This window comes from Mycobacterium sp. NS-7484 (genome assembly GCF_001953975.1).
GTDB lineage: Bacteria > Actinomycetota > Actinomycetes > Mycobacteriales > Mycobacteriaceae > Mycobacterium.
In genome coordinates, this window is record NZ_MBEJ01000122.1 from 59,962 (window position 1) to 79,957 (window position 19,996).

Genomic DNA, 19,996 nt, shown 5'->3' on the forward strand with positions numbered 1-19,996 from the left:
TCGAGTTACTGGTGTGACTCAAGGGACACGTGTGGCGGTTATTCAACCGTTACGGCACCGTCTGAATTCGTTATCGGGCAGTGCCTGGCGCGTGATGCGACGGGCCGGCGGGCGGGCGCGCCGGGTGGCACAGAGCGGGTCGCTAAAGTCGTGACCGTTAACACCGAACCGGCCACCCACGTCTCGGCAACCGCGCGGCTCTACCGTCTGGCCCCGCTGTTGCTGGTCCTCAGCATTGCGGCGCGCCTGGCCTGGACGTATCTGGTGCCCAACGGCGCCAACTTCGTCGACCTCCACGTCTACGTCGGCGGTGCCGCCACGCTCGACGGCCCCGGTGCGCTCTACGACTACGTCTACGCCGATCAGACGCCCGATTTCCCATTGCCTTTCACGTATCCGCCGTTCGCGGCGGTGGTGTTCTATCCGCTGCATCTGCTGCCCTTCGGGCTCGTGGCGTTCTGCTGGCAGCTCGGCATCATCGCCGCGCTGTACGGCGTGGTGCGGATCAGTCAGCGACTGTTGGGCCAGGACGACCGGCGTGTCGCGATGCTGTGGACCGCCGTCGGCATCTGGACCGAACCGCTGCGCAGCACATTCGACTACGGCCAGGTCAATGTCGTCCTGGTGCTGGCCGTGCTCTACGCGGTCTACAGCAACCGCTGGTGGTTGTCGGGATTGCTGGTGGGCGTGGCCGCCGGTGTCAAGCTGACGCCGGCGGTGTCGGGGCTGTACTTCGTCGGGGCGCGTCGGTGGGCCACCGTGGTGTTCTCGGCGGTGGTGTTCTTCGCGACGATCGCGGTCTCGGCATTGGTGATCGGGGATCAGGCGCGCCGGTATTTCACCGAACTGCTCGGTGACGCCGACCGGATCGGGCCGATCGGGACGTCGTTCAATCAGTCGTGGCGGGGCGGCATTTCGCGCATCCTCGGCCATGACGCCGGGTACGGTCTGGCCGTGCTTCTCGGCATCGCCGTCACCGCGGTGCTGGCCGTGCTGGCCTGGCGGGCCATCGGTGGCAGTGCCGACCGGCTCGGCGCGATCGTGATCGTGAGCCTGTTCGGGTTGCTGCTTTCTCCGATTTCGTGGACGCACCACTGGGTGTGGTTGATCCCGTTGATGATCTGGTTGCTGCACGGGCCGTTGGCCGACCGGCTCGGTGCGCGAGTCCTCGGCTGGGGTTGGTTGGCGCTGACCCTGATCGGAGTGCCGTGGCTGCTCAGCTTCGCGCAGCCGACGATCTGGGAGATCGGCCGGCCCTGGTATCTGGCCTGGGCCGGGCTGATCTACATCGTGGCGACGCTGGCCACGCTGGGGTGGATCGCGTCTATTCGGGCTGGTCGGACAGAATCCGGTTGATCTCCCGCGCCATCTGGACGTCCTTGTCGGTGATGCCACCGGCGGAATGCGTCACCAAAGCGAATGTGACGGTCCGCCAACGGATGTCGATATCGGGGTGATGATCCTTCTGTTCGGCGAACTCGGCCACGCGGCGCACCGCCTCGATACCGTCGAGGAATGTGGGGAACTTGGTGGATCTGCGCAGGGCGCCCTCCGCACGTTCCCAGCCCGGCAGATCGGGCAGTGCGGCGTCGACCTGATCGTTCGATAACACGGCCATATGCCCGACGGTATACCGTCGGGCGCGATGAGTGAGCAGATCGTCGTGGCCGGTGCGCTGTTCTCGGCGGACCGGCTGTTGGTCGCCCAACGACAGCGGCCGCCCGAGCTGGCCGGATTGTGGGAGCTGCCCGGTGGTAAAGTGGCGGCGGGGGAGAGCGACGCCGACGCGCTGGCCCGGGAACTGCACGAAGAACTCGGTGTCGACGTGGCCGTCGGCGCACGCCTGGGCGTCGACGTCGAATTGCACGCGGGAATGATCCTGCGCGCGTACCGGGTCACGCTGACGGCGGGAAGTCCGCGACCACACGATCACCGGGCCCTGCGGTGGGTGAGCGTGGACGAACTCGATGCTCTGCCATGGGTACCGGCCGATCGGGCCTGGCTCGGCGAGTTGGCGCAGGTGCTGCGATCGGTATAACCGGTCGGTGTATTGGGTTGGTATATCGGCTGTTTCAGCAGGCAGGGAGCCTGCCGCACAATTTCGGCACGTTGTTGTTGCGGATTACATTTCTGTGAAACTGCTTGCAACGTTTCCGGCAAAATGACGCAGTCCCGTCGAAGATGATGTTTTGTTGGTGTGGTGAGCACGGCTACCACGCCACTCCGGGGCCAGGGCATGAATCTTGCGCTGGCCACCTGGGTCTCGGCCATCAATTTCTGGGCCTGGAACATGATCGGCCCGCTCTCCACCACCTATGCCGGTGACATGAGGCTCAGCAGTACGCAGGCCTCGATGCTCGTGGCCACGCCGATTCTGGTCGGATCGCTCGGTCGCATCGTCATCGGCTCGCTGACCGACAGGTTCGGCGGTCGCACGATGTTCCTCGCGGTGACGCTGGCCTCGATCGTGCCGGTGCTGGCGGTCGGGGCGGCCGGTGAGGCCAAGTCCTATCCGCTGCTACTGATCTGTGGGTTCTTCCTCGGCATCGCGGGCACCATCTTCGCCGTCGGCATCCCGTTCGCCAACAACTGGTACGAGGCAAGCCGCCGCGGTTATGCCACGGGCGTATTCGGCATGGGGATGGTCGGCACTGCGTTGTCGGCGTTTTTCACCCCGAGGTTCGTCCGATGGTTCGGGTTGTTCACCACCCACCTGATCATCGCGGTCGCCCTGGCGCTCACGGCGGTGCTGTGCCTGGTCGCGATGCGGAACTCGCCGGTGTTCCAGCCGAACACCGACCCGGTGCTGCCGAAGCTCAAATCCGCCCTGAAACTGCCTGTCACGTGGGAGATGTCGTTCCTCTACGCCGTGGTGTTCGGCGGGTTCGTGGCGTTCAGCAATTACCTGCCGACCTACATCAAGACCATCTACGAGTTCTCCTCGGTCGAAGCGGGCTCCCGCACAGCCGGATTCGCGTTGGCCGCGGTGCTCGCCCGCCCCGTCGGCGGCGCGCTGTCGGACCGGATCGCCCCCAAATACGTGGTGCTGACCTCTTTTGCGGGTACGGCGGTGCTGGCGTTCGTAGCGATGTTCCAGCCGCCGCCCGATGTATGGTCGGCGTCAACCTTCATCGGGCTGGCGATCTTCCTTGGCATCGGCACCGGCGGGGTCTTCGCCTGGGTGGCCCGGCGGTCACCGGCGAAGGAAGTCGGTTCGGTGACCGGGATTGTCGCGGCAGCAGGCGGTTTGGGCGGTTACTTCCCACCATTGGTGATGGGGGCGTCCTACGATCCGATTGAAAACGACTACACGGTAGGGCTTGTGCTGCTGGTGGCAACGGCGTTGGTGGCGTTCGGTTATACCGCGCTGCGACTGCATGCCCGGGAGCCGGCGCAGCCCGAGGAGGCGTATCGATGACGAAGCCGCACATCGGCGGATCGATCGAGGAATTGCTCGAACGCAGTGGACGGTTCTTCACCGCCGGTGAGTTCTCCGGGGACCTGCGCACGGTCACCCGAACCGGCGGGCGGGAAGGGGATGTGTTCTACCGCGACCGGTGGAGCCACGACAAGGTGGTGCGCTCCACCCACGGCGTCAACTGCACCGGATCGTGCTCGTGGAAGATCTACGTCAAGGACGGGATCATCACCTGGGAAACCCAGGAGACCGACTATCCGTCGGTCGGGCCCGACCGCCCCGAGTACGAGCCGCGCGGCTGCCCGCGCGGGGCGGCGTTCTCGTGGTACACGTACTCGCCGACGCGGGTGCGGTATCCCTATGCGCGTGGCGTGCTGGTGGAGATGTACCGCGAAGCCAAGGCCCGACTGAAGGATCCGGTGTTGGCCTGGGCCGACATTCAGGCCGATCCGGCGCGGCGCAAGCGTTATCACCAGGCCCGCGGCAAGGGTGGGCTGGTCCGGGTGACGTGGGCCGAGGCCACCGAGATGATCGCCGCCGCGCACGTGCACACCATCAAAACCTATGGCCCCGACCGAGTGGCCGGGTTCTCGCCGATCCCGGCGATGTCGATGGTGTCCTTCGCGGCGGGCTCGCGGTTCATCGAACTTCTCGGCGGGGTGATGACGTCGTTCTACGACTGGTACGCCGATCTGCCGGTGGCCTCCCCGCAGGTGTTCGGCGATCAGACCGACGTGCCCGAATCCGGGGACTGGTGGGACGCGGCCTATCTGATGATGTGGGGCTCCAACGTTCCGGTCACCCGTACGCCTGACGCGCACTGGATGGCCGAGGTCCGTTACCGCGGCACCAAGGTGGTCACGGTCAGCCCCGATTACGCCGACAACACCAAGTTCGCCGACGAGTGGATGCCGTGTGCGGCCGGCACCGATGGGGCACTCGCGATGGCGATGGGCCACGTCATCCTCGACGAATGCTTTGTGCAGAAACGGGTTCCGTACTTCGTCGACTACGTCCGCCAGTTCACCGATCTACCGTTCCTGGTCAAGCTCGAGGAGCGCGACGGCGCGCTGGTTCCCGGAAAGAACCTCACCGCTGCCGATCTCGGCGGGGAGATCGCCGAGCAGGAGAACGCGGCGTTCAAGCCGGTGCTGCTCGACGGCGCCAGCGACAGTGTCGCAGTACCGCAGGGCTCGCTCGGATTCCGCTACGGCAACGACGGCCTGGGCAAGTGGAACCTGGATCTGGAGAACCTGTCTCCGGCGTTGACCGTCCTGGGCGACCTTTTCGAAACCGCCGAGATCACGCTGCCCCGCTTCGACACCGTCGACGGCAGCGGCGCGACGCTGCGCCGCGGTGTGCCGGTGCGTCGCGTCGGCGACCATCTGGTGTGCACGGTGTTCGACCTGATGTTGGCCCAGTACGGCGTGCACCGCCCCGGCCTGCCCGGCGACTGGCCAGGAGGGTACGACGACGCCACCCGGCCCTACACGCCGGCCTGGCAGGAACCGATCACCGGGGTGTCAGCGGCCCAGGCCATCCGGGTGGCCCGTGAATTCGCCCGCAACGCCGAGGAATCCGGCGGCCGCTCGATGATCATCATGGGAGCCGGTATCTGCCAGTGGTTCCACGGTGACGCCACCTACCGCGCGGTGCTCGCGCTGCTGCTGCTCACCGGGTCGATGGGCCGCAACGGTGGCGGCTGGGCGCATTACGTGGGTCAGGAGAAGTGCCGTCCGGTGACGGGGTGGGCGGCGATGGCGATGGGCACCGACTGGTCGCGTCCGCCGCGGCAGATGGCCGGGACGTCGTACTGGTATGTCCACACCGATCAGTGGCGCTATGACGGCTACCGTGCCGACGCGTTGTCGAGCCCGGTGGGCCGCGGCCGGTTCCGCGACAAGCACACCATGGACGTGTTGAGTTCGGCGGTGGCCATGGGGTGGACGCCGTTCTATCCGCAGTTCGACCGCTCGAGCCTGGATGTGGTCGACGAGGCCAAGGCCGCCGGCCAGGAGGTGGCCGATTACGTGGCCGAGCAATTGGCCAGTGGTGGACTCAAATTCGCGGTCACCGACCCGGACAATCCGGCCAACTGGCCGCGAGTGCTCAACGTGTGGCGGGCCAACCTGCTGGGCTCCTCGAGCAAGGGCAACGAGTACTTCCTGCGCCATCTGCTGGGCACGACCTCCAATGTGCAGGCCGAGCCCACCGGTCCAGACCTGCGGCCCAACGACGTGGCCTGGACCGAGGACCTCCCCGAGGGCAAGCTCGATCTGCTGATGTCGATCGACTTCCGGATGACCTCGACGACACTGCTCTCCGATGTGGTGCTGCCGGCGGCGACCTGGTACGAGAAGGCCGACCTGTCGAGCACCGACATGCACCCCTACGTGCACGCGTTCAGCCCGGCCGTGGACCCGCCCTGGGAAACCCGTTCGGACTTCGACGCGTTCGGCGCGATCGCCCGGACGTTCAGCACCTTGGCCGCCCGGCACCTGGGCACCCGCACCGATGTGGTGATGGGAACGTTGCAGCACGACACGCCGGGGGCGATGGCGTACCCGGGTGGCACCGAACATGATTGGCGGACCACCGGGGAGACACCGGTGCCGGGCAAGACCATGGGGCCGTTGGTGGTGGTGGAGCGCGACTACACCGCGATCGCCCAGAAGTGGTCGGCGCTGGGACCGTTGGTCGACACGCTCGGCTTGACCACCAAGGGCGTCACCACGCATCCCGACCAGGAGGTCGCCGAGCTCGCCGCGAAGTTCGGGGTGATGGACTCCGGTGCGGCACAAGGGCGTCCGGCGGTTACCACGGCCGAACGAATGGCCGATGTGATCCTGGCCCTGTCGGGCACGTCGAACGGCCGGCTGGCCGTCGAGGGGTTCCGCGAACTCGAGCGGCGCACCGGACGCAAACTCATCCATCTGGCCGTCGGCAACGAGGAACGCCGGATCACCTACGCCGACACCCAGGCCCGGCCGGTGCCGGTGATCACCAGCCCGGAGTGGTCGGGAAGTGAGACCGGGGGCCGACGCTACGCCCCGTTCACGGTGAACATCGAGGAGCTCAAGCCGTTCCACACCCTCACCGGCCGCATGCACTTCTATGTCGATCACGACTGGCTGGAGGAGCTGGGCGAGCAGCTGCCGATCTACCGTCCCCCGCTGGACATGGCGCGGCTGTTCGGCGAATCCAAGCTCGGCCGCGACGGTATCGGCCTGACCGTGCGGTACCTGACCCCGCACTCGAAGTGGTCGATCCACTCGGAGTATCAGGACAACCTGTTCATGCTCTCGTTGTCCCGCGGCGGCCCGACGATGTGGATGAGCCCACTGGACGCCGCGAAGATCGACGTGAAAGACAACGATTGGATTGAGGCGGTCAACCGCAATGGGGTGCTGGTGTGCCGTGCGGTGGTGAGCCATCGCATGCCCGAGGGCGTGGTGTACGTCTACCACGCCCAGGAACGCACCATCGACGTGCCGTTGAGCGAAACCACCGGAACCCGTGGCGGCATCCACAATTCGCTGACCCGGCTGTTGGTCAAGCCCAGCCATCTCGCCGGCGGGTATGCCCAGCATTCGTTCGCCTGGAACTATCTGGGCCCCACCGGAAATCAGCGTGATGAAGTGACGGTGGTCCGCCGCCGCTCGCAGGAGGTGAAGTACCAGTGAAGGTCATGGCCCAGATGGCGATGGTGATGAACCTCGACAAGTGCATCGGGTGCCAGACCTGTTCGGTGACCTGCAAGCAGGCCTGGACCAACCGGGCCGGTACCGAGTACGTCTGGTTCAACAACGTCGAAACCCGGCCCGGACAAGGTTATCCGCGCACCTATGAGGATCAGGAGAAGTGGCGCGGAGGGTGGAAGTTGGACCCGCGCGGCCGGCTGCGGCTTCGCGACGGCGGCCGGCTGGCCAAACTGGCCAGGATCTTCGCCAACCCGAAGCTGCCCTCGATCGAGGACTACTACGAGCCCTGGACCTACGACTACGAGAACCTGACCTCGGCACCGCTCGGCGAGCACATCCCGACCGCGCCGCCGCGCAGCCTGATCACCGGTAAGCCCATGAAGGTGTCGTGGTCGGCCAACTGGGATGACGATCTGGCCGGTTCGCCGGAGATCGTCCCCGGCGATCCGATCCTCAAACAGGTCAGCGAACAGATCAAGCTCGAACTCGAGCAGACCTTCATGTTCTACCTGCCGCGGATCTGTGAGCACTGCCTGAACCCGTCGTGCGTCGCGTCCTGCCCGTCCGGGGCGATGTACAAGCGGTCGGAGGACGGCATCGTCCTGGTGGATCAGGACCGCTGCCGGGGCTGGCGCATGTGTGTGTCCGGATGTCCTTACAAGAAGGTCTATTTCAACCACAAGACCGGTAAGGCCGAGAAGTGCACGCTGTGCTATCCGCGCATCGAGGTCGGATTGCCGACAGTGTGCTCGGAGACCTGCGTGGGCCGGTTGCGCTACCTGGGGCTGGTGCTCTACGACGTCGACCGGGTGCTGGACGCGGCCTCGGTACCGGATGACAAAGACCTCTACGAGGCGCAACGGCAGATCCTGCTCGACCCGACCGACCCCGAGGTGATCGCCGGGGCACGGGCCGAAGGTATTTCCGACGAGTGGATCGAGGCCGCGCAACGCTCCCCGGTGTACAAGCTGATCCACACCTACGGCGTTGCGCTGCCGCTACATCCGGAATTCCGGACGGTTCCGATGGTGTGGTACATCCCGCCGCTGTCGCCGGTCGTCGACGCGGTCAGCCGCGACGGGCACGACGGGGAGGACGTCGGCAATCTGTTCGGGGCGCTGGAAGCACTGCGCATCCCGATCGAGTACCTGGCCGGGCTGTTCACCGCCGGGGACACCGCCGTCGTCGAGGGAGTGCTGCGCCGGCTCGCCGCGATGCGGTCGTACATGCGCGACATCAATCTCGGCCGCGACACCCAACCGCACATCCCGGCGGCCGTCGGCATGACCGAGGAACAGATCTACGAGATGTACCGGCTGCTGGCACTGGCGAAATATGAAGAGCGCTACGTCATCCCGACCGCCTACAGTGCCGAGGCGATACCCGGGGCCGAGGAACCCGGATGCTCGCTGTCCTTCGAAGGTGGCCCGGGTATGTACGAATCGGGCCCGTTCGGTGAGGCCAGCGGCGGGCCGGTGCCCGTGGCGGTGGAGACCTTCCACGCGCTGCAGCACCGCCAGACCACCGGGGGCATGGCGGCCAATGCCGACCGACCATCGCGGGTCAACCTGCTCAACTGGGACGGCAGGGGAGTGCCTTCGGGCATGTTCCCGCAGGATTGATCTGGAGGGCCAGTGAAAAAGCGTAGGACCCGATCCGAGCACACCCTGCAGGACCGCCTGGTATGGCAGGCCGCGTCGCTGATGCTCGCCTACCCGGACGACAACCATGCCGAGCGGCTGCAGGCCGCGACGCGCCTGCTAGATCACCTCACCGGAGCGCCACGAGTGCTCCTCGGCGAAACCGTTGCCGGACTGAGCCTTCGGCCCCAGATGGAGTTGGCACAGGAATATGTCGAGACCTTCGACCTGCAGAAGCGGTGCACGATGCTGTTGACCTACTGGACGTCCGGGGACACCCGCAACCGCGGCGCCGACATGGTCGAGTTCACCCAGGCCTACCGCGCCGCCGGTGTCGCGATACCGAAAGGTGAAGCCCCCGACCATCTTCCGGTGGTGCTGGAGTTCGCCGCCACCGTGGACCCGGAAGCGGGCCGGCGATTGCTCGCCAAATACCGGGTGCCCATCGGGGTGGTGGCCCGCGCGTTGGCCGAGTCGCACTCACCCTATGCGCCCGTCGTCGCAGCGGTGGACGCCACGCTGCCGTCGCCGGCCTCGGGAGATGACGTCTCGCGTCTCATGATGTCCGGTCCGCCGGCGGAATCCGTTGGCCTGCAGCCATTCCAGTTGACCGTTCCGCCCCGCCGGGCGCAGGAGGTGCACTGATGTCAGGCTGGGAGATCTTCTGGGATGTCGTGCCATATGTGACGCTGGCCGTGGTCGCGGTCGGCACGTGGTGGCGGTACCGCTACGACAAATTCGGCTGGACCACGCGCTCCTCGCAGCTGTACGAGTCGCGGCTGCTGCGGATCGCCAGCCCGATGTTCCACTTCGGCATGCTCGTGGTATTCGTCGGACACGTCATAGGGTTGTTCATCCCCGAATCGTGGATGGATCTGGTGATCAGCGACCACGTGTACCACCTGCAGGCGGTGATCCTGGGCGGCATCGCCGGCATCGCGGCCCTGGTCGGTATCGCACTGCTCATCTACCGCCGCCGCACCACCGGTCCCGTCTTCATGGCCACCACGGTCAACGACAAGACGATGTACCTGGTCCTGGTGGCCGCGATGGTGGCCGGGTTCGCCTGCACGGCGATCGGGGCCACTCCCGAGGGCGCTGAACACGACTACCGCCAAACCGTTTCGCCGTGGTTCCGCTCGATCTGGATCCTGCAGCCGCGCGGCGACCTGATGGCCCAGGCGCCGGTGTACTTCCACATCCATGTGATGATCGCGCTCGTGCTGTTCTGCCTGTGGCCGTTCACCCGGCTGGTCCACGTGTTCAGCGCGCCGATCGGCTACCTGTTCCGGCCCTACATCGTCTACCGCAGTCGCGACGCGGCCGGACGTGGCGAGCTCGTCGGATCCCAGCCTCACCGACGTGGTTGGTGACCAGCAGAGGACTTTTGGCCCTGTCCAAGCCCGTCGCGACAGGCAGACGATGGTCGTATGGACCAGTTGACCGCACTTGACGCCGGGTTCTTGGAAGCCGAGGATTCCGACCCACATGCCAGCCTGGCCATGGGCGCCATCGCGGTGCTCGCCGGCCCGATGCCCGACGCCGACACCGTCGTTGCCGCACTGACCGACCGCGCGACGGCGGTGCCGCGGTTGTGCCAGGTGCTGCGCACCCAGCCACTGGACCTCGCCGCGCCGCGATGGGCTGACGACCCGAATTTCGATGCGGGCCACCATATTCGGCGTGCCGCGTTGCCGCGGCCCGGTGACGAGGCGGCGTTGCGCAGGCTCGCCGCCGACATCATGGAACGTCGTCTGGACCGGGATCGGCCGCTGTGGGAGTGCTGGATCATCGACGGTCTGCAGCACAACCGGTGGGCCATCCTGATGAAGGTGCACCACTGTGTCGCCGACGGCGTCGCCGCCACCCGGTTGCTCAGCCAGCTCTGTGACGAGCAAGAGAACTGGGCCGAGCCGGCCGAGCCGGCCGAGCCGGCCGAGCGCGCCGAGGCGCCGAACCGGTCCGGTCTCGACCCCGTCGAATGGTTCACCGGCGCCCTGCGCACCACCATGGCGTTGCCCGGCGCGGCGGTACAGGCCGTGCACGGTGCGCTCGATCTCGCCGAGGGGCTGCTGCGGCCCGCGGCCGCCTCGTCGTTGACCGGTCCGATCACCACCATGCGCCGCTACGCCACGGTCGAACTGCCGATGGACGACATCGACAAGGTGCGCAAGCGGTTCGACGTCACGGTCAACGACGTGGCCCTGGCCGCCATCACCGACAGCTTCCGCACCATGCTGATCCGCCGCGGGGAGCGCCCACGCCGAAACAGCTTGCGCACTCTCGTCCCGGTGTCGGTGCGGGCGGCCGAGGCATCAGGTGCCGGCGACGCGCTGGACAACCGGGTGTCGGTGATGCTGCCGTACCTGCCGGTGGAGCAGGAGGATCCGGTCGCCCAGCTGCGCAGCGTGCACGATCGGTTGACCCGGGCCAAGGGCAGCGGTCAGCGCCAGGCTGGAAACCTGTTGGTGTCCGCGGCGAAGGCGATTCCATTTCCGTTGACGGCGTGGACGGTGCGCCTGCTCACCCGTTTGCCTCAGCGCGGTGTGGTTACCCTGGCGACCAACGTGGCCGGCCCTCGGATCACGTTGCGGGTGATGGGACGTGAGGTGGTGCGGTTGTTGCCGATTCCGCCGTTGGCGCTGCATCTGCGCACCGGTATTGCGATCATGAGCTATGCCGATCGGTTGGTGTTCGGCGTCATCGGGGATTACGACGCAGCTCCCGATGTCGACGAACTCGCCGACGGCATCGCCCGGGCGATCGAGCGGTTGACCGCCATCAGCACCGGCCACTTTCGCTCCACCCCGGTAGGGACCCTGCTGCTCGTCGAAGGAGTTTGACCATCGTGACCAAAGGATCCGAACTCGACGTTCTGACTCGCAGGCAGTGCCTGGATCTGCTGGAGCGGGTGCGGGTTGGCCGGTTGGTGTTCACCGAGGACGCATTGCCTGCGGTGCAGCCGGTCAACTTTCGGCTCTGGCACGACGACGTGGTGATCCGCGTGGCCGGGGGGCCCAAGCTGGTTGCCGCCACCGACCATCAGGTGGTCGCCTTCCAGGCCGACGAACTCGACGCCGATCTACATACCGGTTGGAGCGTGACGGTCGTCGGGCATGCCGAGACGATCAGCGATGTGGACGAGATGGTGGAGGTGGCCGGCACGTTCGTGCAGCCGTGGGTGGACGGTCGACGCGACCACTTCATCCGCATCCGCACCGAGAAGGTGACCGGCCGTCAGTTCCGCAGTCGCGGCGTGCCGCACTACCAGGGCGACCAGACCGCCGCCGGGGATCAGTAGCGCAGCCGGTCGCCGACCACCCGCACCGAGTGACCCGGATGCTGCGTCGCATACAGCGGGTGCAGCAACATCGGGTGGCGGCAGTGCGCGCACGACGCCTGCGGCCGGTTGGCCGACGCGAAGGTGAGGTGGTGACACTCGCTGCACCGGACCATGTAACAGGCGCCGATCCAGTTGGCCATGCCCACATAGATCGCCACCGTTGTCCCCGCGGCGAGCACCATGATCAAAGCGACTGTGAGCGCTTCGTAAACCGTCATGACTGGTACCTCCAAGCACGCCCATCGCAACGTGACGGATACCTGAAACGGTACTCGCGAAAGCTATGCCTTCGTCATGCCTTTCGCGCCCGCTTGAAGACCTTTTCCAGCTCTATACCGTGCAGGCCATGGCGTTCGGCCTTGGCTACTTTGTGCAGCACCACGGGGCACCGTTTGCAGCGCGGTTTGCTGCGACAGCACTTCTTCTTGGGCTTCAACGCGGCGAGCTTGGCGGCCTTCAGTTTATTGCTCCTCGCGTGCGCACAAACGTGACGGTGCTCTCTCGTTTTCGTGATCGACCGGCCTACCTGCGAGAATCGCAGGGTGGATTCACGGCCCAGTTTCAGAAACGTCGCCATCGTCGCACACGTCGACCACGGTAAGACGACCCTAGTCGACGCGATGTTGCGGCAGTCGGGTGCGTTGACGCACCGCGGCGACGACGCCGTGGAACGCCTGATGGACTCCGGTGACCTGGAGAAAGAAAAAGGCATCACCATCCTGGCGAAGAACACCGCAGTACATCGCCACCACCCCGACGGCACCATGACGGTGATCAACGTCATCGACACCCCCGGCCACGCCGACTTCGGTGGCGAGGTGGAACGCGGCCTGTCCATGGTCGACGGTGTGGTGCTGCTGGTGGACGCCTCCGAAGGCCCGCTGCCACAGACCCGGTTCGTGCTGCGCAAGGCGCTGGCCGCGCACCTTCCGGTGATCCTGGTGGTCAACAAGACCGACCGGCCCGACGCGCGGATCGCCGAGGTGGTCGAGGAAAGCCACGACCTGCTGCTCGACGTCGCCTCCGATCTGGACGACGAAGCCCAGGCCGCGGCCGAGAAGGCGCTGGACCTGCCCACGCTGTACGCGTCGGGCCGCGCCGGCATCGCGTCCACGACCCAGCCCGCCAACGGTGAGAACCCCGACGGCGAGAACCTCGACCCGTTGTTCGACGTGCTGATGGAGCACATCCCGCCGCCGTCGGGCGATCCGGAGGCCCCGCTGCAGGCGCTCGTCACCAACCTCGACGCGTCGGCCTTCCTCGGTCGTCTGGCGCTGATCCGCATCTACAACGGCAAGATCAAGAAGGGCCAGCAGGTGGCCTGGATGCGTGAGGTCGACGGCTCGCCGGTGATCACCAACGCAAAAATCACCGAGCTGCTGGCCACCGAGGGCGTCGACCGCAACCCCACCGAGGAAGCCGTCGCCGGCGATATCGTCGCCGTGGCAGGTATCCCCGAGATCATGATCGGCGACACCCTGGCCGATCCCGACAACTCCCACGCGCTGCCACGCATCACCGTCGACGAGCCGGCCATCTCGGTCACCATCGGCACCAACACCTCGCCGCTGGCCGGCCGGGTGTCGGGCCACAAGCTGACCGCCCGCATGGTCAAGAACCGCCTCGACGCCGAGCTCGTCGGCAACGTGTCCATCCGGATCGTCGACATCGGCCGCCCCGACGCCTGGGAGGTCCAGGGCCGTGGCGAGCTGGCGCTGGCCATCCTCGTCGAGCAGATGCGCCGCGAGGGCTTCGAGCTGACCGTCGGCAAGCCGCAGGTGGTCACCAAGAACATCGACGGCAAGCTGCACGAGCCGTTCGAAGAGCTGACCATCGACTGCCCCGAGGAGTTCGTCGGCGCCATCACCCAGCTGATGGCCAACCGCAAGGGCCGGATGGAACAGATGACCAACCACGCCGCCGGCTGGGTCCGGATGGACTTCGTGGTGCCCAGCCGCGGGCTGATCGGCTTCCGCACCGACTTCCTGACCGAGACCCGCGGCACGGGTATCGCCAACGCGGTGTTCGAGGGCTACCGGCCGTGGGCCGGGGAGATCCGGGCGCGCCACACCGGCTCGCTGGTTTCGGACCGCTCCGGGTCGATCACCCCGTTCGCGATGATCCAACTCGCCGACCGTGGACAGTTCTTCGTCGAACCCGGCCAGGACACCTATGAGGGCCAGGTCGTCGGGATCAACCCGCGGGCCGAGGATCTCGACATCAACATCACCCGCGAGAAGAAGCTGACCAACATGCGGTCCTCGACCGCCGACGTCATGGAAACCCTGGCCCGGCCACTGGAATTGGGCCTGGAGCAGGCCATGGAGTTCTGCGCCGAGGACGAGTGCGTCGAGGTCACCCCCGAGGTCGTCCGCGTGCGCAAGGTGGAGCTGACCGCCTCGCTGCGGGCCCGGGCTAAGGCGCGGGCCAAGGCGCGCGGATAGTTTTCTCGGGCATTTTGTGATGCGCCAGTAGCGATAATCCCCGCGATATCGCTACTGGCGCACCAGTTCTCAGGCCGCGTCGCTCTTGGAGTCGGTCTTCTTGTCGGCGCCGTCGTTCGTGGCGGCGGCACCGGTTGAGTCGTCGGCGGTGGTGGCTTTGCCCGGGGCCGGGCTGTCATTGCCGCCCTTGAAGCCGAACTTCTCCTTGAGCTGATCGACGGTCGTTTGGAGATTGGTCTCGGGCTTGGTCGTTGTCGACGTGTCCGAGCCCGCGGACACCGCGGTTCGGGCCTGGTGCGTGCTGAAGTTGAGGCTCTCGCGAAGCTGACTCCGCGTCTTCACCAGCGGTATCGCCTTCTCGATCGCGGGCTTCTTGACCTCCACCTTCTCCGTCGTGACGTCCTGTTTCGTGATGTCTTCCGACGCCGGCGGTGCCGTTTCGACATCGAGGCTGACGAACGTCTTCTGCGCGGGAGGTTCGTTCACCTTGCTGGTGACCGAGAGGTTTGGCGGATTGTTCGGATTCGCACTCGGGTCCACCCCGAGCGCCTCGCGGACGACTTCACGGACAGAGTTCGTCGCCTTCCACAACACGTCGTCCCGGAAGTCCTGGATACCGTCGGCCCGGTTGGGCAACAGCGCCTTCAGCCCGATGGGGATGGCCTGTTGGGTCGGGCCGGTGCCCATGAACGAGTCGGCCACCCACAGTGGTGCGCTGATGAAACTGTCGAGCATGTTGTAGACCGCGAGGTTGGGCTCCATGCCGCCGGCGATGTCGACGATCGCCTTGAGCGGTCCGAACGGGGCCAGCGCGAGGCCTTCCACCAGTCGATACCCGGAGTCGAGGGCGCCCGCAGCGAAACCGGCGAGCGGGGTGATCACGTCAAGGGGAGCGTCGGTGTCCGCGACCCCGATGAGGTCGGCGATCGATGATCGGAAATTTTCGGTCGCAGCCCACAGCACGTCGTTGCGGAAGCTCTGGATATCGTCGGCCTGGTCGGGGAACAGCGCCGCCAGGCCCTTGCCGGTGAGTGACGTTTGGTTGATGCCCAGGGCGGGATCGATGGCCCATAGCGGGGCGTCGATGACTTGACGGATCGAGTTGTAGAAGGCCTGTGGGTCGCCGTCGGCGATGGCGAGGGCAGCGGCGATGGCGGCCACTGGCAGCTGAGCGATGCCTTGGACGAGGCGCAGACCCGATTCGGTGAAACCCTCGAGCGCCGCGATCGGATCCGGTGTCGCCATGAGGTTGATGTCCGCAACATGCGCGGCTCGCAGCGCATCCGGGGCCTGCGCGCTGCCCGGTCCGACGGCCGGGCCTATGGTAATCGCGCCTGCCGCGAGTAACGCTGTTGCTGCTGTCATCGAGTGCTTCACGCCGACGTGCATAGTGCGTCCCCCTGGTGGTTTGGTTGCTCGGATTGCTCTGGTCCGAAGCTGACGGAGCTGACGATAGTGTCAACCTGAGAATTTCTCAGGAAAATTAAAGATTTTGCATACAGAAGCACCGTCCGGTTGTTCAGGTCGTCTGGCAAGTTGCGTCATGCAACGGAAAGGCGTGGACCCCGGTGTCATCGGTTTAGCTGGAGAACAAGGGGTACGCGGAAACTTCGTGTGGGGCGTGATTCGCCGGTCAGCACGGCTCGGCAATGCCCCGTTAAATCTGCTGGAAATATCTGCATCGATGAGGAGGGTGCGCCGGCATCGCCGCCACCTGAAGCGGGTTGATCGCTCTTTGCGGATGTTTGCGGTGTCGAGCCATAGGCCCGCTCGGGGCGCCCTGTGCTGATGCACAGCAACCTCGGGGAAGGTTTCGCACCGGTCCAGTCCCGGGCGGTCAAAGTGAATCCATGGTGATGTGTCGGGCGATTTTGCGCAGCGCGTTCACACGCGCGATGCATGCTGGCCACCATTTTGCGGATCGAGAGATCGGGACGGACTGTCGGTGCGCGGCACGGGTGGCTTGAGCCGGTCGATACCCTGATTGGCGTGCCGACCCCCCGCCGCCGCGCCCATCTGACGATCGGGGCGCTCGTATCGGTGCCGGCGCTCCTGTTCAGCGGTTGCACGGTGAGCCCGCCACCGGCCCCGCAGAGCACCGAGACCAGTGAGGTCACGCCGCCGCCGCCGATGAAGGCGACGCAGATCATCATGGCCATCGATTCGATCGGGCCGGGGTTCAACCCGCACCTGCTGTCCGATCAGTCCCCGGTGAACGCCGCGGTGGCCTCGATGGTGCTGCCAAGTTCCTTCCGCCCGGTGCCCGACCCGAAGTCCCCGACCGGTTCGCGCTGGGAACTCGATCCCACCCTGCTCGAATCGGCTGAAGTGACGAGCGAGAATCCGTTCACCGTCACCTACAAGATCCGTCCCGAGGCGCAGTGGACCGACAACGCGCCGATCGCTGCCGACGATTACTGGTATCTGTGGCGTCAAATGGTCAGCCAGCCAGGCGTTGTCGATCCGGCCGGGTACGACCTGATCACCGGCGTGCAATCGGTCGAGGGCGGCAAACAGGCCGTGGTGACCTTCTCTCAGCCCTATCCGGCCTGGCGCGAGCTGTTCAATGACATCCTGCCGGCCCACATCGTCAAGGACATTCCCGGTGGCTTCGGTGCCGGGCTGGCCCGGGCGCTGCCCGTCACCGGCGGACAGTTCCGGGTGGAAAGTATCGACCCACAGCGCGACGAGATCCTGCTCGCCCGCAACGACCGGTACTGGAGTGTGCCGGCCAAGCCGGATCTGGTGTTGTTCCGCCGGGGCGGCGCACCGGCCGCACTGGCCGACTCGATCCGCAACGGCGATACCCAGGTGGCCCAAGTCCACGGTGGCGCAGCTACTTTCGCGCAGCTGAGTGCCATCCCCGATGTCCGTACCGCGCGGATCGTCACCCCGCGGGTGATGCAGCTGACGTTGCGCGGCCAGCAGCCCGCCTTGGCGGAAGTCCAGGTGCGGAAGGCCATCCTGGGTCTGATCGACGTCGACCTGCTGGCCTCGGTGGGTGCGGGGGACGACAACACCGTGACCTTGGCGCAGGCCCAGGTGCGCTCCCCGTCGGATCCGGGCTACGTGCCGACGGCGCCTCCGGCGATGTCGCGGGAGGCCGCACTGGATCTGTTGCGCGCCTCGGGTTACCAGGTGGAGCCGGCTGAGCCGCCGGCGCCTGGCGCGCCGGCCGAACCGGCCAACGAGAGGCAGCGCATCACCAAGGACGGTGCGGTCTTGTCTTTGGTCCTGGGGGTGGCATCCAATGATCCGACCTCGATAGCGGTGGCCAACACCGCCGCCGACCAACTGCGCAACGTCGGTATCGACGCCTCGGTGCTGGCCCTCGATCCCGTTGCGCTGTATGGCGAGGCGCTGACCAACAACCGGGTGGACGCCGTCGTCGGCTGGCGTCAGGCCGGAGGGGATCTGGCGACCAGCCTTGCGTCGCGCTACGGCTGCCGGGCCCTGGAGGCGACAGCGGTCTCGACCGCGGTGCCCGGGGTGCCACCGTCGCCGACTTCCAAGCCGACCACCAGTGCTGCGCCCGCCACACCGACTACCACCCCGACGCCGACCCAACCGGCGCCGGCCCCTGATTCCGATGCCCTGGTGCAGGCGCCGAGCAACATCACCGGCATCTGCGATCGCAGCATGCAGCCGAAAATCGATGCCGCACTGGAGGGTTCGGAGAACATCGCCGAGGTCATCCAGGCTGTCGAGCCACGGCTGTGGAACATGTCGACGGTATTGCCGATCCTGCAGGACACCACGATCGTCGCGGCCGGCCCCAGCGTGCAGAACGTGAGCCTGACCGGCGCTGTACCCGTCGGCATCGTCGGTGATGCCGGCGACTGGACCAAGACCAGATGACAGCTCAGCGGGCCCCGCGGAATCGATCCGTCGAGGCCCGCTGAACCGGTCGTGAATCAGGCCGCGTCGCCGGAGCGGGAGCTGGAGGTCTTGGCCGACGACCGTGACTTCGTCGTCCGGCTCTTGTCCGCCTTGCCCGCCTTGTCCGTCTTACCGGACTTGCCGGTCAACCCTTCGGCAGCGTTCTTCAACCCTTTGGTCATCCCCTTGACGGTGCCCTGAATGCCTTCGCGTACTCCGGTGACCATCTTCACGCGCTTGTTCATCATGGTTGCGGTTTTGCCCGGTTCAGTTTCGAGGCTCTGCTTCGCCTCTCCCGTCTCGTCGGCCGTCGGGGTCGCGGGCGCCTCGGAGTCCTCGGAGGCCCCGGACGCCTTGCTGACCGCCTCGCTGTCGGCTGCGGATTGCGATAGGGCGCCGCCGGTTTCGGCGGCCGGGATGGTCTTTGCGACTGCCGGGGCGACGTCGAGGGTGACCAGTTTGGCTGTCGACCGCACGGTCGCGTCGGCGGCGGGGGGAGTGATCGCGGCGGCGATCATGTCGCGGGCTTGCCGCAGGGTCGACAACAGACCGAGACCCGGACCGAGCACACCGCCGCCGAACGCGTCGCCGTTGAGCAGCGCGTCGGTGATGACGGCGGGGCCGCTGAGCAGCGCGTTGACGGCACCGATCGGATCGGCCGTCCGGATCGAGTCGAGGATGTCCTGCCCGACATTGCCCGCGGCGGTGACCGTCACGTAGCCGACGTTGATCGCCCCCAGCACCGGATAGAGGATGGCAAGTTGGGTGTCCACCACATTGAGCAAGTTCTGTATCGGCTGCCTGATGGCCGCGGTGATCGGCTCCAGTAGCGGTAGCGCCGCGTTCAACACGGGACTGAGAAGTGCACTCCAGGCATTCGCCACCGCGCCGTTGATGTTGCCGGCCAACAAATCTGACACGGCAAGCTGCAATTGGGCCGGGATCCCGACCGGATTGGCCGGGTCGAGGATGGCCGCAAGTCCCTCGCCGGCTCCCTGAAGTCCTTCGAAGAGCGAACTGGCGGTGGCGAGTTGGTTCGAGATGACCTGCAACAGTACCGGTGCCGGGTCGGTGATCTCGGTGTCGATGAGGGTAGACACGTTGGCGATGGTGTTCGAGAACAGTTGCGCGTAGGCCTCGATGGGGTCGGCCGCTGCCGACAGGTTCACCTGAGCCGAGGTGATGGCCGGAACGGAGATGTCCGGCATCGGTGGCGCCACCGGACTCATGGCAATGGCGCCGGCCCCGACCAGCGCGACACCGGCGGCGAGATAGGGATGGGCTGCGGCTTGCATGGCTTCTCCTCCAGATAGATGCAATCCCCGACGGGCGAGAAGCTACCTGAGAGTAAGTTTACAAATTCATAGATTTTGAAAACCGAAATCTGGCGATCGCCGACCGGCTAATCGAGTCGTACGCAACGTGAAATAGCTAGGCGCGCAAGGAATTTAGGGGTGCATCGGGGATGGCGGTGGCAAACCAGCGCTGATCCTGCCGTCATCCATGACTGCGACTTCGCCAGGTGATTGTCTGAGCAAGCAAATGTCGTGAGTTGCCATTTTGCCTCGATG

At 66.1% G+C, this 19,996-nt stretch carries 16 protein-coding genes; 11 read left to right on the plus strand and 5 right to left on the minus strand.

The annotated features are described in order from the left end of the window. Positions 1-84 precede the first annotated feature (84 nt). Positions 85-1,356 (plus strand): mannosyltransferase, encoded by a 1,272-nt coding sequence (locus A5733_RS22265; RefSeq protein ID WP_083666384.1) that lies wholly within the window; start codon positions 85-87, stop codon positions 1,354-1,356. Here the strand turns inward: A5733_RS22265 and A5733_RS22270 are convergent. Then, positions 1,325-1,618, minus strand: coding sequence for a 4a-hydroxytetrahydrobiopterin dehydratase (locus A5733_RS22270; protein ID WP_067770235.1), 294 nt, complete (start codon positions 1,616-1,618; stop codon positions 1,325-1,327). The genes A5733_RS22265 and A5733_RS22270 overlap by 32 nt on opposite strands. A 27-nt stretch (positions 1,619-1,645) precedes the next feature. On the opposite strand from A5733_RS22270, the gene A5733_RS22275 reads away from it, so the two are divergent. The 8 genes from A5733_RS22275 to A5733_RS22310 all read left to right on the plus strand — a co-directional run bounded on the left by A5733_RS22275 (position 1,646) and on the right by A5733_RS22310 (position 12,060). Continuing rightward, entirely contained in the window at positions 1,646-2,038 is a 393-nt protein-coding gene (locus A5733_RS22275) for a (deoxy)nucleoside triphosphate pyrophosphohydrolase (protein WP_076241724.1), read from the plus strand. Positions 2,039-2,236: 198 nt separating this feature from the next. Continuing rightward, a complete protein-coding gene (locus tag A5733_RS22280; RefSeq protein ID WP_197508291.1) occupies positions 2,237-3,418 on the plus strand; it encodes a NarK/NasA family nitrate transporter in 1,182 nt (393 codons plus the stop codon). Then, positions 3,415-7,101 (plus strand): nitrate reductase subunit alpha, encoded by a 3,687-nt coding sequence (locus A5733_RS22285; protein WP_076241699.1) that lies wholly within the window; start codon positions 3,415-3,417, stop codon positions 7,099-7,101. The genes A5733_RS22280 and A5733_RS22285 overlap by 4 nt, the downstream gene beginning before the upstream one ends. After that, the gene (gene narH / locus A5733_RS22290; RefSeq protein WP_076241700.1) at positions 7,098-8,741 is read left to right on the plus strand and encodes a nitrate reductase subunit beta; all 1,644 of its coding nucleotides are present in this window, start codon (positions 7,098-7,100) and stop codon (positions 8,739-8,741) included. Before A5733_RS22285 ends, narH begins: the two co-directional genes overlap by 4 nt. Positions 8,742-8,822: 81 nt before the next feature. Then, positions 8,823-9,404, plus strand: a complete 582-nt coding sequence (gene narJ, locus A5733_RS22295; RefSeq protein WP_082957712.1) for a nitrate reductase molybdenum cofactor assembly chaperone — start codon at positions 8,823-8,825, stop codon at positions 9,402-9,404. Then, positions 9,404-10,132: a respiratory nitrate reductase subunit gamma gene (gene narI / locus A5733_RS22300; protein WP_067770241.1), complete on the plus strand. Its 729-nt coding sequence runs from the start codon at positions 9,404-9,406 to the stop codon at positions 10,130-10,132. Before narJ ends, narI begins: the two co-directional genes overlap by 1 nt. Before the next feature lie 57 nt (positions 10,133-10,189). Beyond that, positions 10,190-11,602, plus strand: coding sequence for a wax ester/triacylglycerol synthase family O-acyltransferase (locus tag A5733_RS22305; protein WP_067770243.1), 1,413 nt, complete (start codon positions 10,190-10,192; stop codon positions 11,600-11,602). Between the two features lie 5 nt (positions 11,603-11,607). Further along, positions 11,608-12,060: a pyridoxamine 5'-phosphate oxidase family protein gene (locus A5733_RS22310; RefSeq protein ID WP_067770327.1), complete on the plus strand. Its 453-nt coding sequence runs from the start codon at positions 11,608-11,610 to the stop codon at positions 12,058-12,060. On the opposite strand, the gene A5733_RS22315 is transcribed toward A5733_RS22310, so the two are convergent. Further along, the gene (locus A5733_RS22315; RefSeq protein ID WP_067770245.1) at positions 12,054-12,320 is read right to left on the minus strand and encodes a hypothetical protein; all 267 of its coding nucleotides are present in this window, start codon (positions 12,318-12,320) and stop codon (positions 12,054-12,056) included. The genes A5733_RS22310 and A5733_RS22315 overlap by 7 nt on opposite strands. Positions 12,321-12,394: 74 nt before the next feature. Then, positions 12,395-12,679 (minus strand): hypothetical protein, encoded by a 285-nt coding sequence (locus A5733_RS27770; protein WP_076241701.1) that lies wholly within the window; start codon positions 12,677-12,679, stop codon positions 12,395-12,397. On the opposite strand from A5733_RS27770, the gene typA reads away from it, so the two are divergent. Beyond that, positions 12,645-14,546: a translational GTPase TypA gene (gene typA / locus A5733_RS22325; protein WP_067770247.1), complete on the plus strand. Its 1,902-nt coding sequence runs from the start codon at positions 12,645-12,647 to the stop codon at positions 14,544-14,546. The genes A5733_RS27770 and typA overlap by 35 nt on opposite strands. A gap of 69 nt (positions 14,547-14,615) precedes the next feature. On the opposite strand, the gene A5733_RS22330 is transcribed toward typA, so the two are convergent. Beyond that, positions 14,616-15,911 carry a hypothetical protein gene (locus A5733_RS22330; protein WP_142254155.1) on the minus strand — a complete coding sequence of 432 codons (1,296 nt, stop codon included), beginning with the start codon at positions 15,909-15,911 and terminating at the stop codon, positions 14,616-14,618. A 618-nt stretch (positions 15,912-16,529) separates the two neighbouring features. On the opposite strand from A5733_RS22330, the gene A5733_RS22335 reads away from it, so the two are divergent. Further along, entirely contained in the window at positions 16,530-18,404 is a 1,875-nt protein-coding gene (locus A5733_RS22335; RefSeq protein WP_142254165.1) for an ABC transporter family substrate-binding protein, read from the plus strand. Positions 18,405-18,460: 56 nt separating this feature from the next. Here A5733_RS22335 and A5733_RS22340 read toward each other — a convergent pair whose 3' ends face one another. Further along, positions 18,461-19,720 carry a hypothetical protein gene (locus A5733_RS22340; protein ID WP_067770251.1) on the minus strand — a complete coding sequence of 420 codons (1,260 nt, stop codon included), beginning with the start codon at positions 19,718-19,720 and terminating at the stop codon, positions 18,461-18,463. Positions 19,721-19,996 lie beyond the last annotated feature (276 nt).

Bases quoted from the DNA above. Each gene is read 5' to 3' on its own strand.
- A5733_RS22270 (WP_067770235.1), bottom strand. From the start codon at position 1,618: ATGGCCGTGTTATCGAACGATCAGGTCGACGCCGCACTGCCCGATCTG.
- A5733_RS22275 (WP_076241724.1), top strand. From the start codon at position 1,646: ATGAGTGAGCAGATCGTCGTGGCCGGTGCGCTGTTCTCGGCGGACCGG.
- A5733_RS22280 (WP_197508291.1), top strand. From the start codon at position 2,237: ATGAATCTTGCGCTGGCCACCTGGGTCTCGGCCATCAATTTCTGGGCC.
- A5733_RS22285 (WP_076241699.1), top strand. From the start codon at position 3,415: ATGACGAAGCCGCACATCGGCGGATCGATCGAGGAATTGCTCGAACGC.
- narJ (WP_082957712.1), top strand. From the start codon at position 8,823: ATGCTCGCCTACCCGGACGACAACCATGCCGAGCGGCTGCAGGCCGCG.
- narI (WP_067770241.1), top strand. From the start codon at position 9,404: ATGTCAGGCTGGGAGATCTTCTGGGATGTCGTGCCATATGTGACGCTG.
- A5733_RS22305 (WP_067770243.1), top strand. From the start codon at position 10,190: ATGGACCAGTTGACCGCACTTGACGCCGGGTTCTTGGAAGCCGAGGAT.
- A5733_RS22315 (WP_067770245.1), bottom strand. From the start codon at position 12,320: ATGACGGTTTACGAAGCGCTCACAGTCGCTTTGATCATGGTGCTCGCC.
- A5733_RS27770 (WP_076241701.1), bottom strand. From the start codon at position 12,679: ATGGCGACGTTTCTGAAACTGGGCCGTGAATCCACCCTGCGATTCTCG.
- A5733_RS22330 (WP_142254155.1), bottom strand. From the start codon at position 15,911: ATGACAGCAGCAACAGCGTTACTCGCGGCAGGCGCGATTACCATAGGC.
- A5733_RS22340 (WP_067770251.1), bottom strand. From the start codon at position 19,720: ATGCAAGCCGCAGCCCATCCCTATCTCGCCGCCGGTGTCGCGCTGGTC.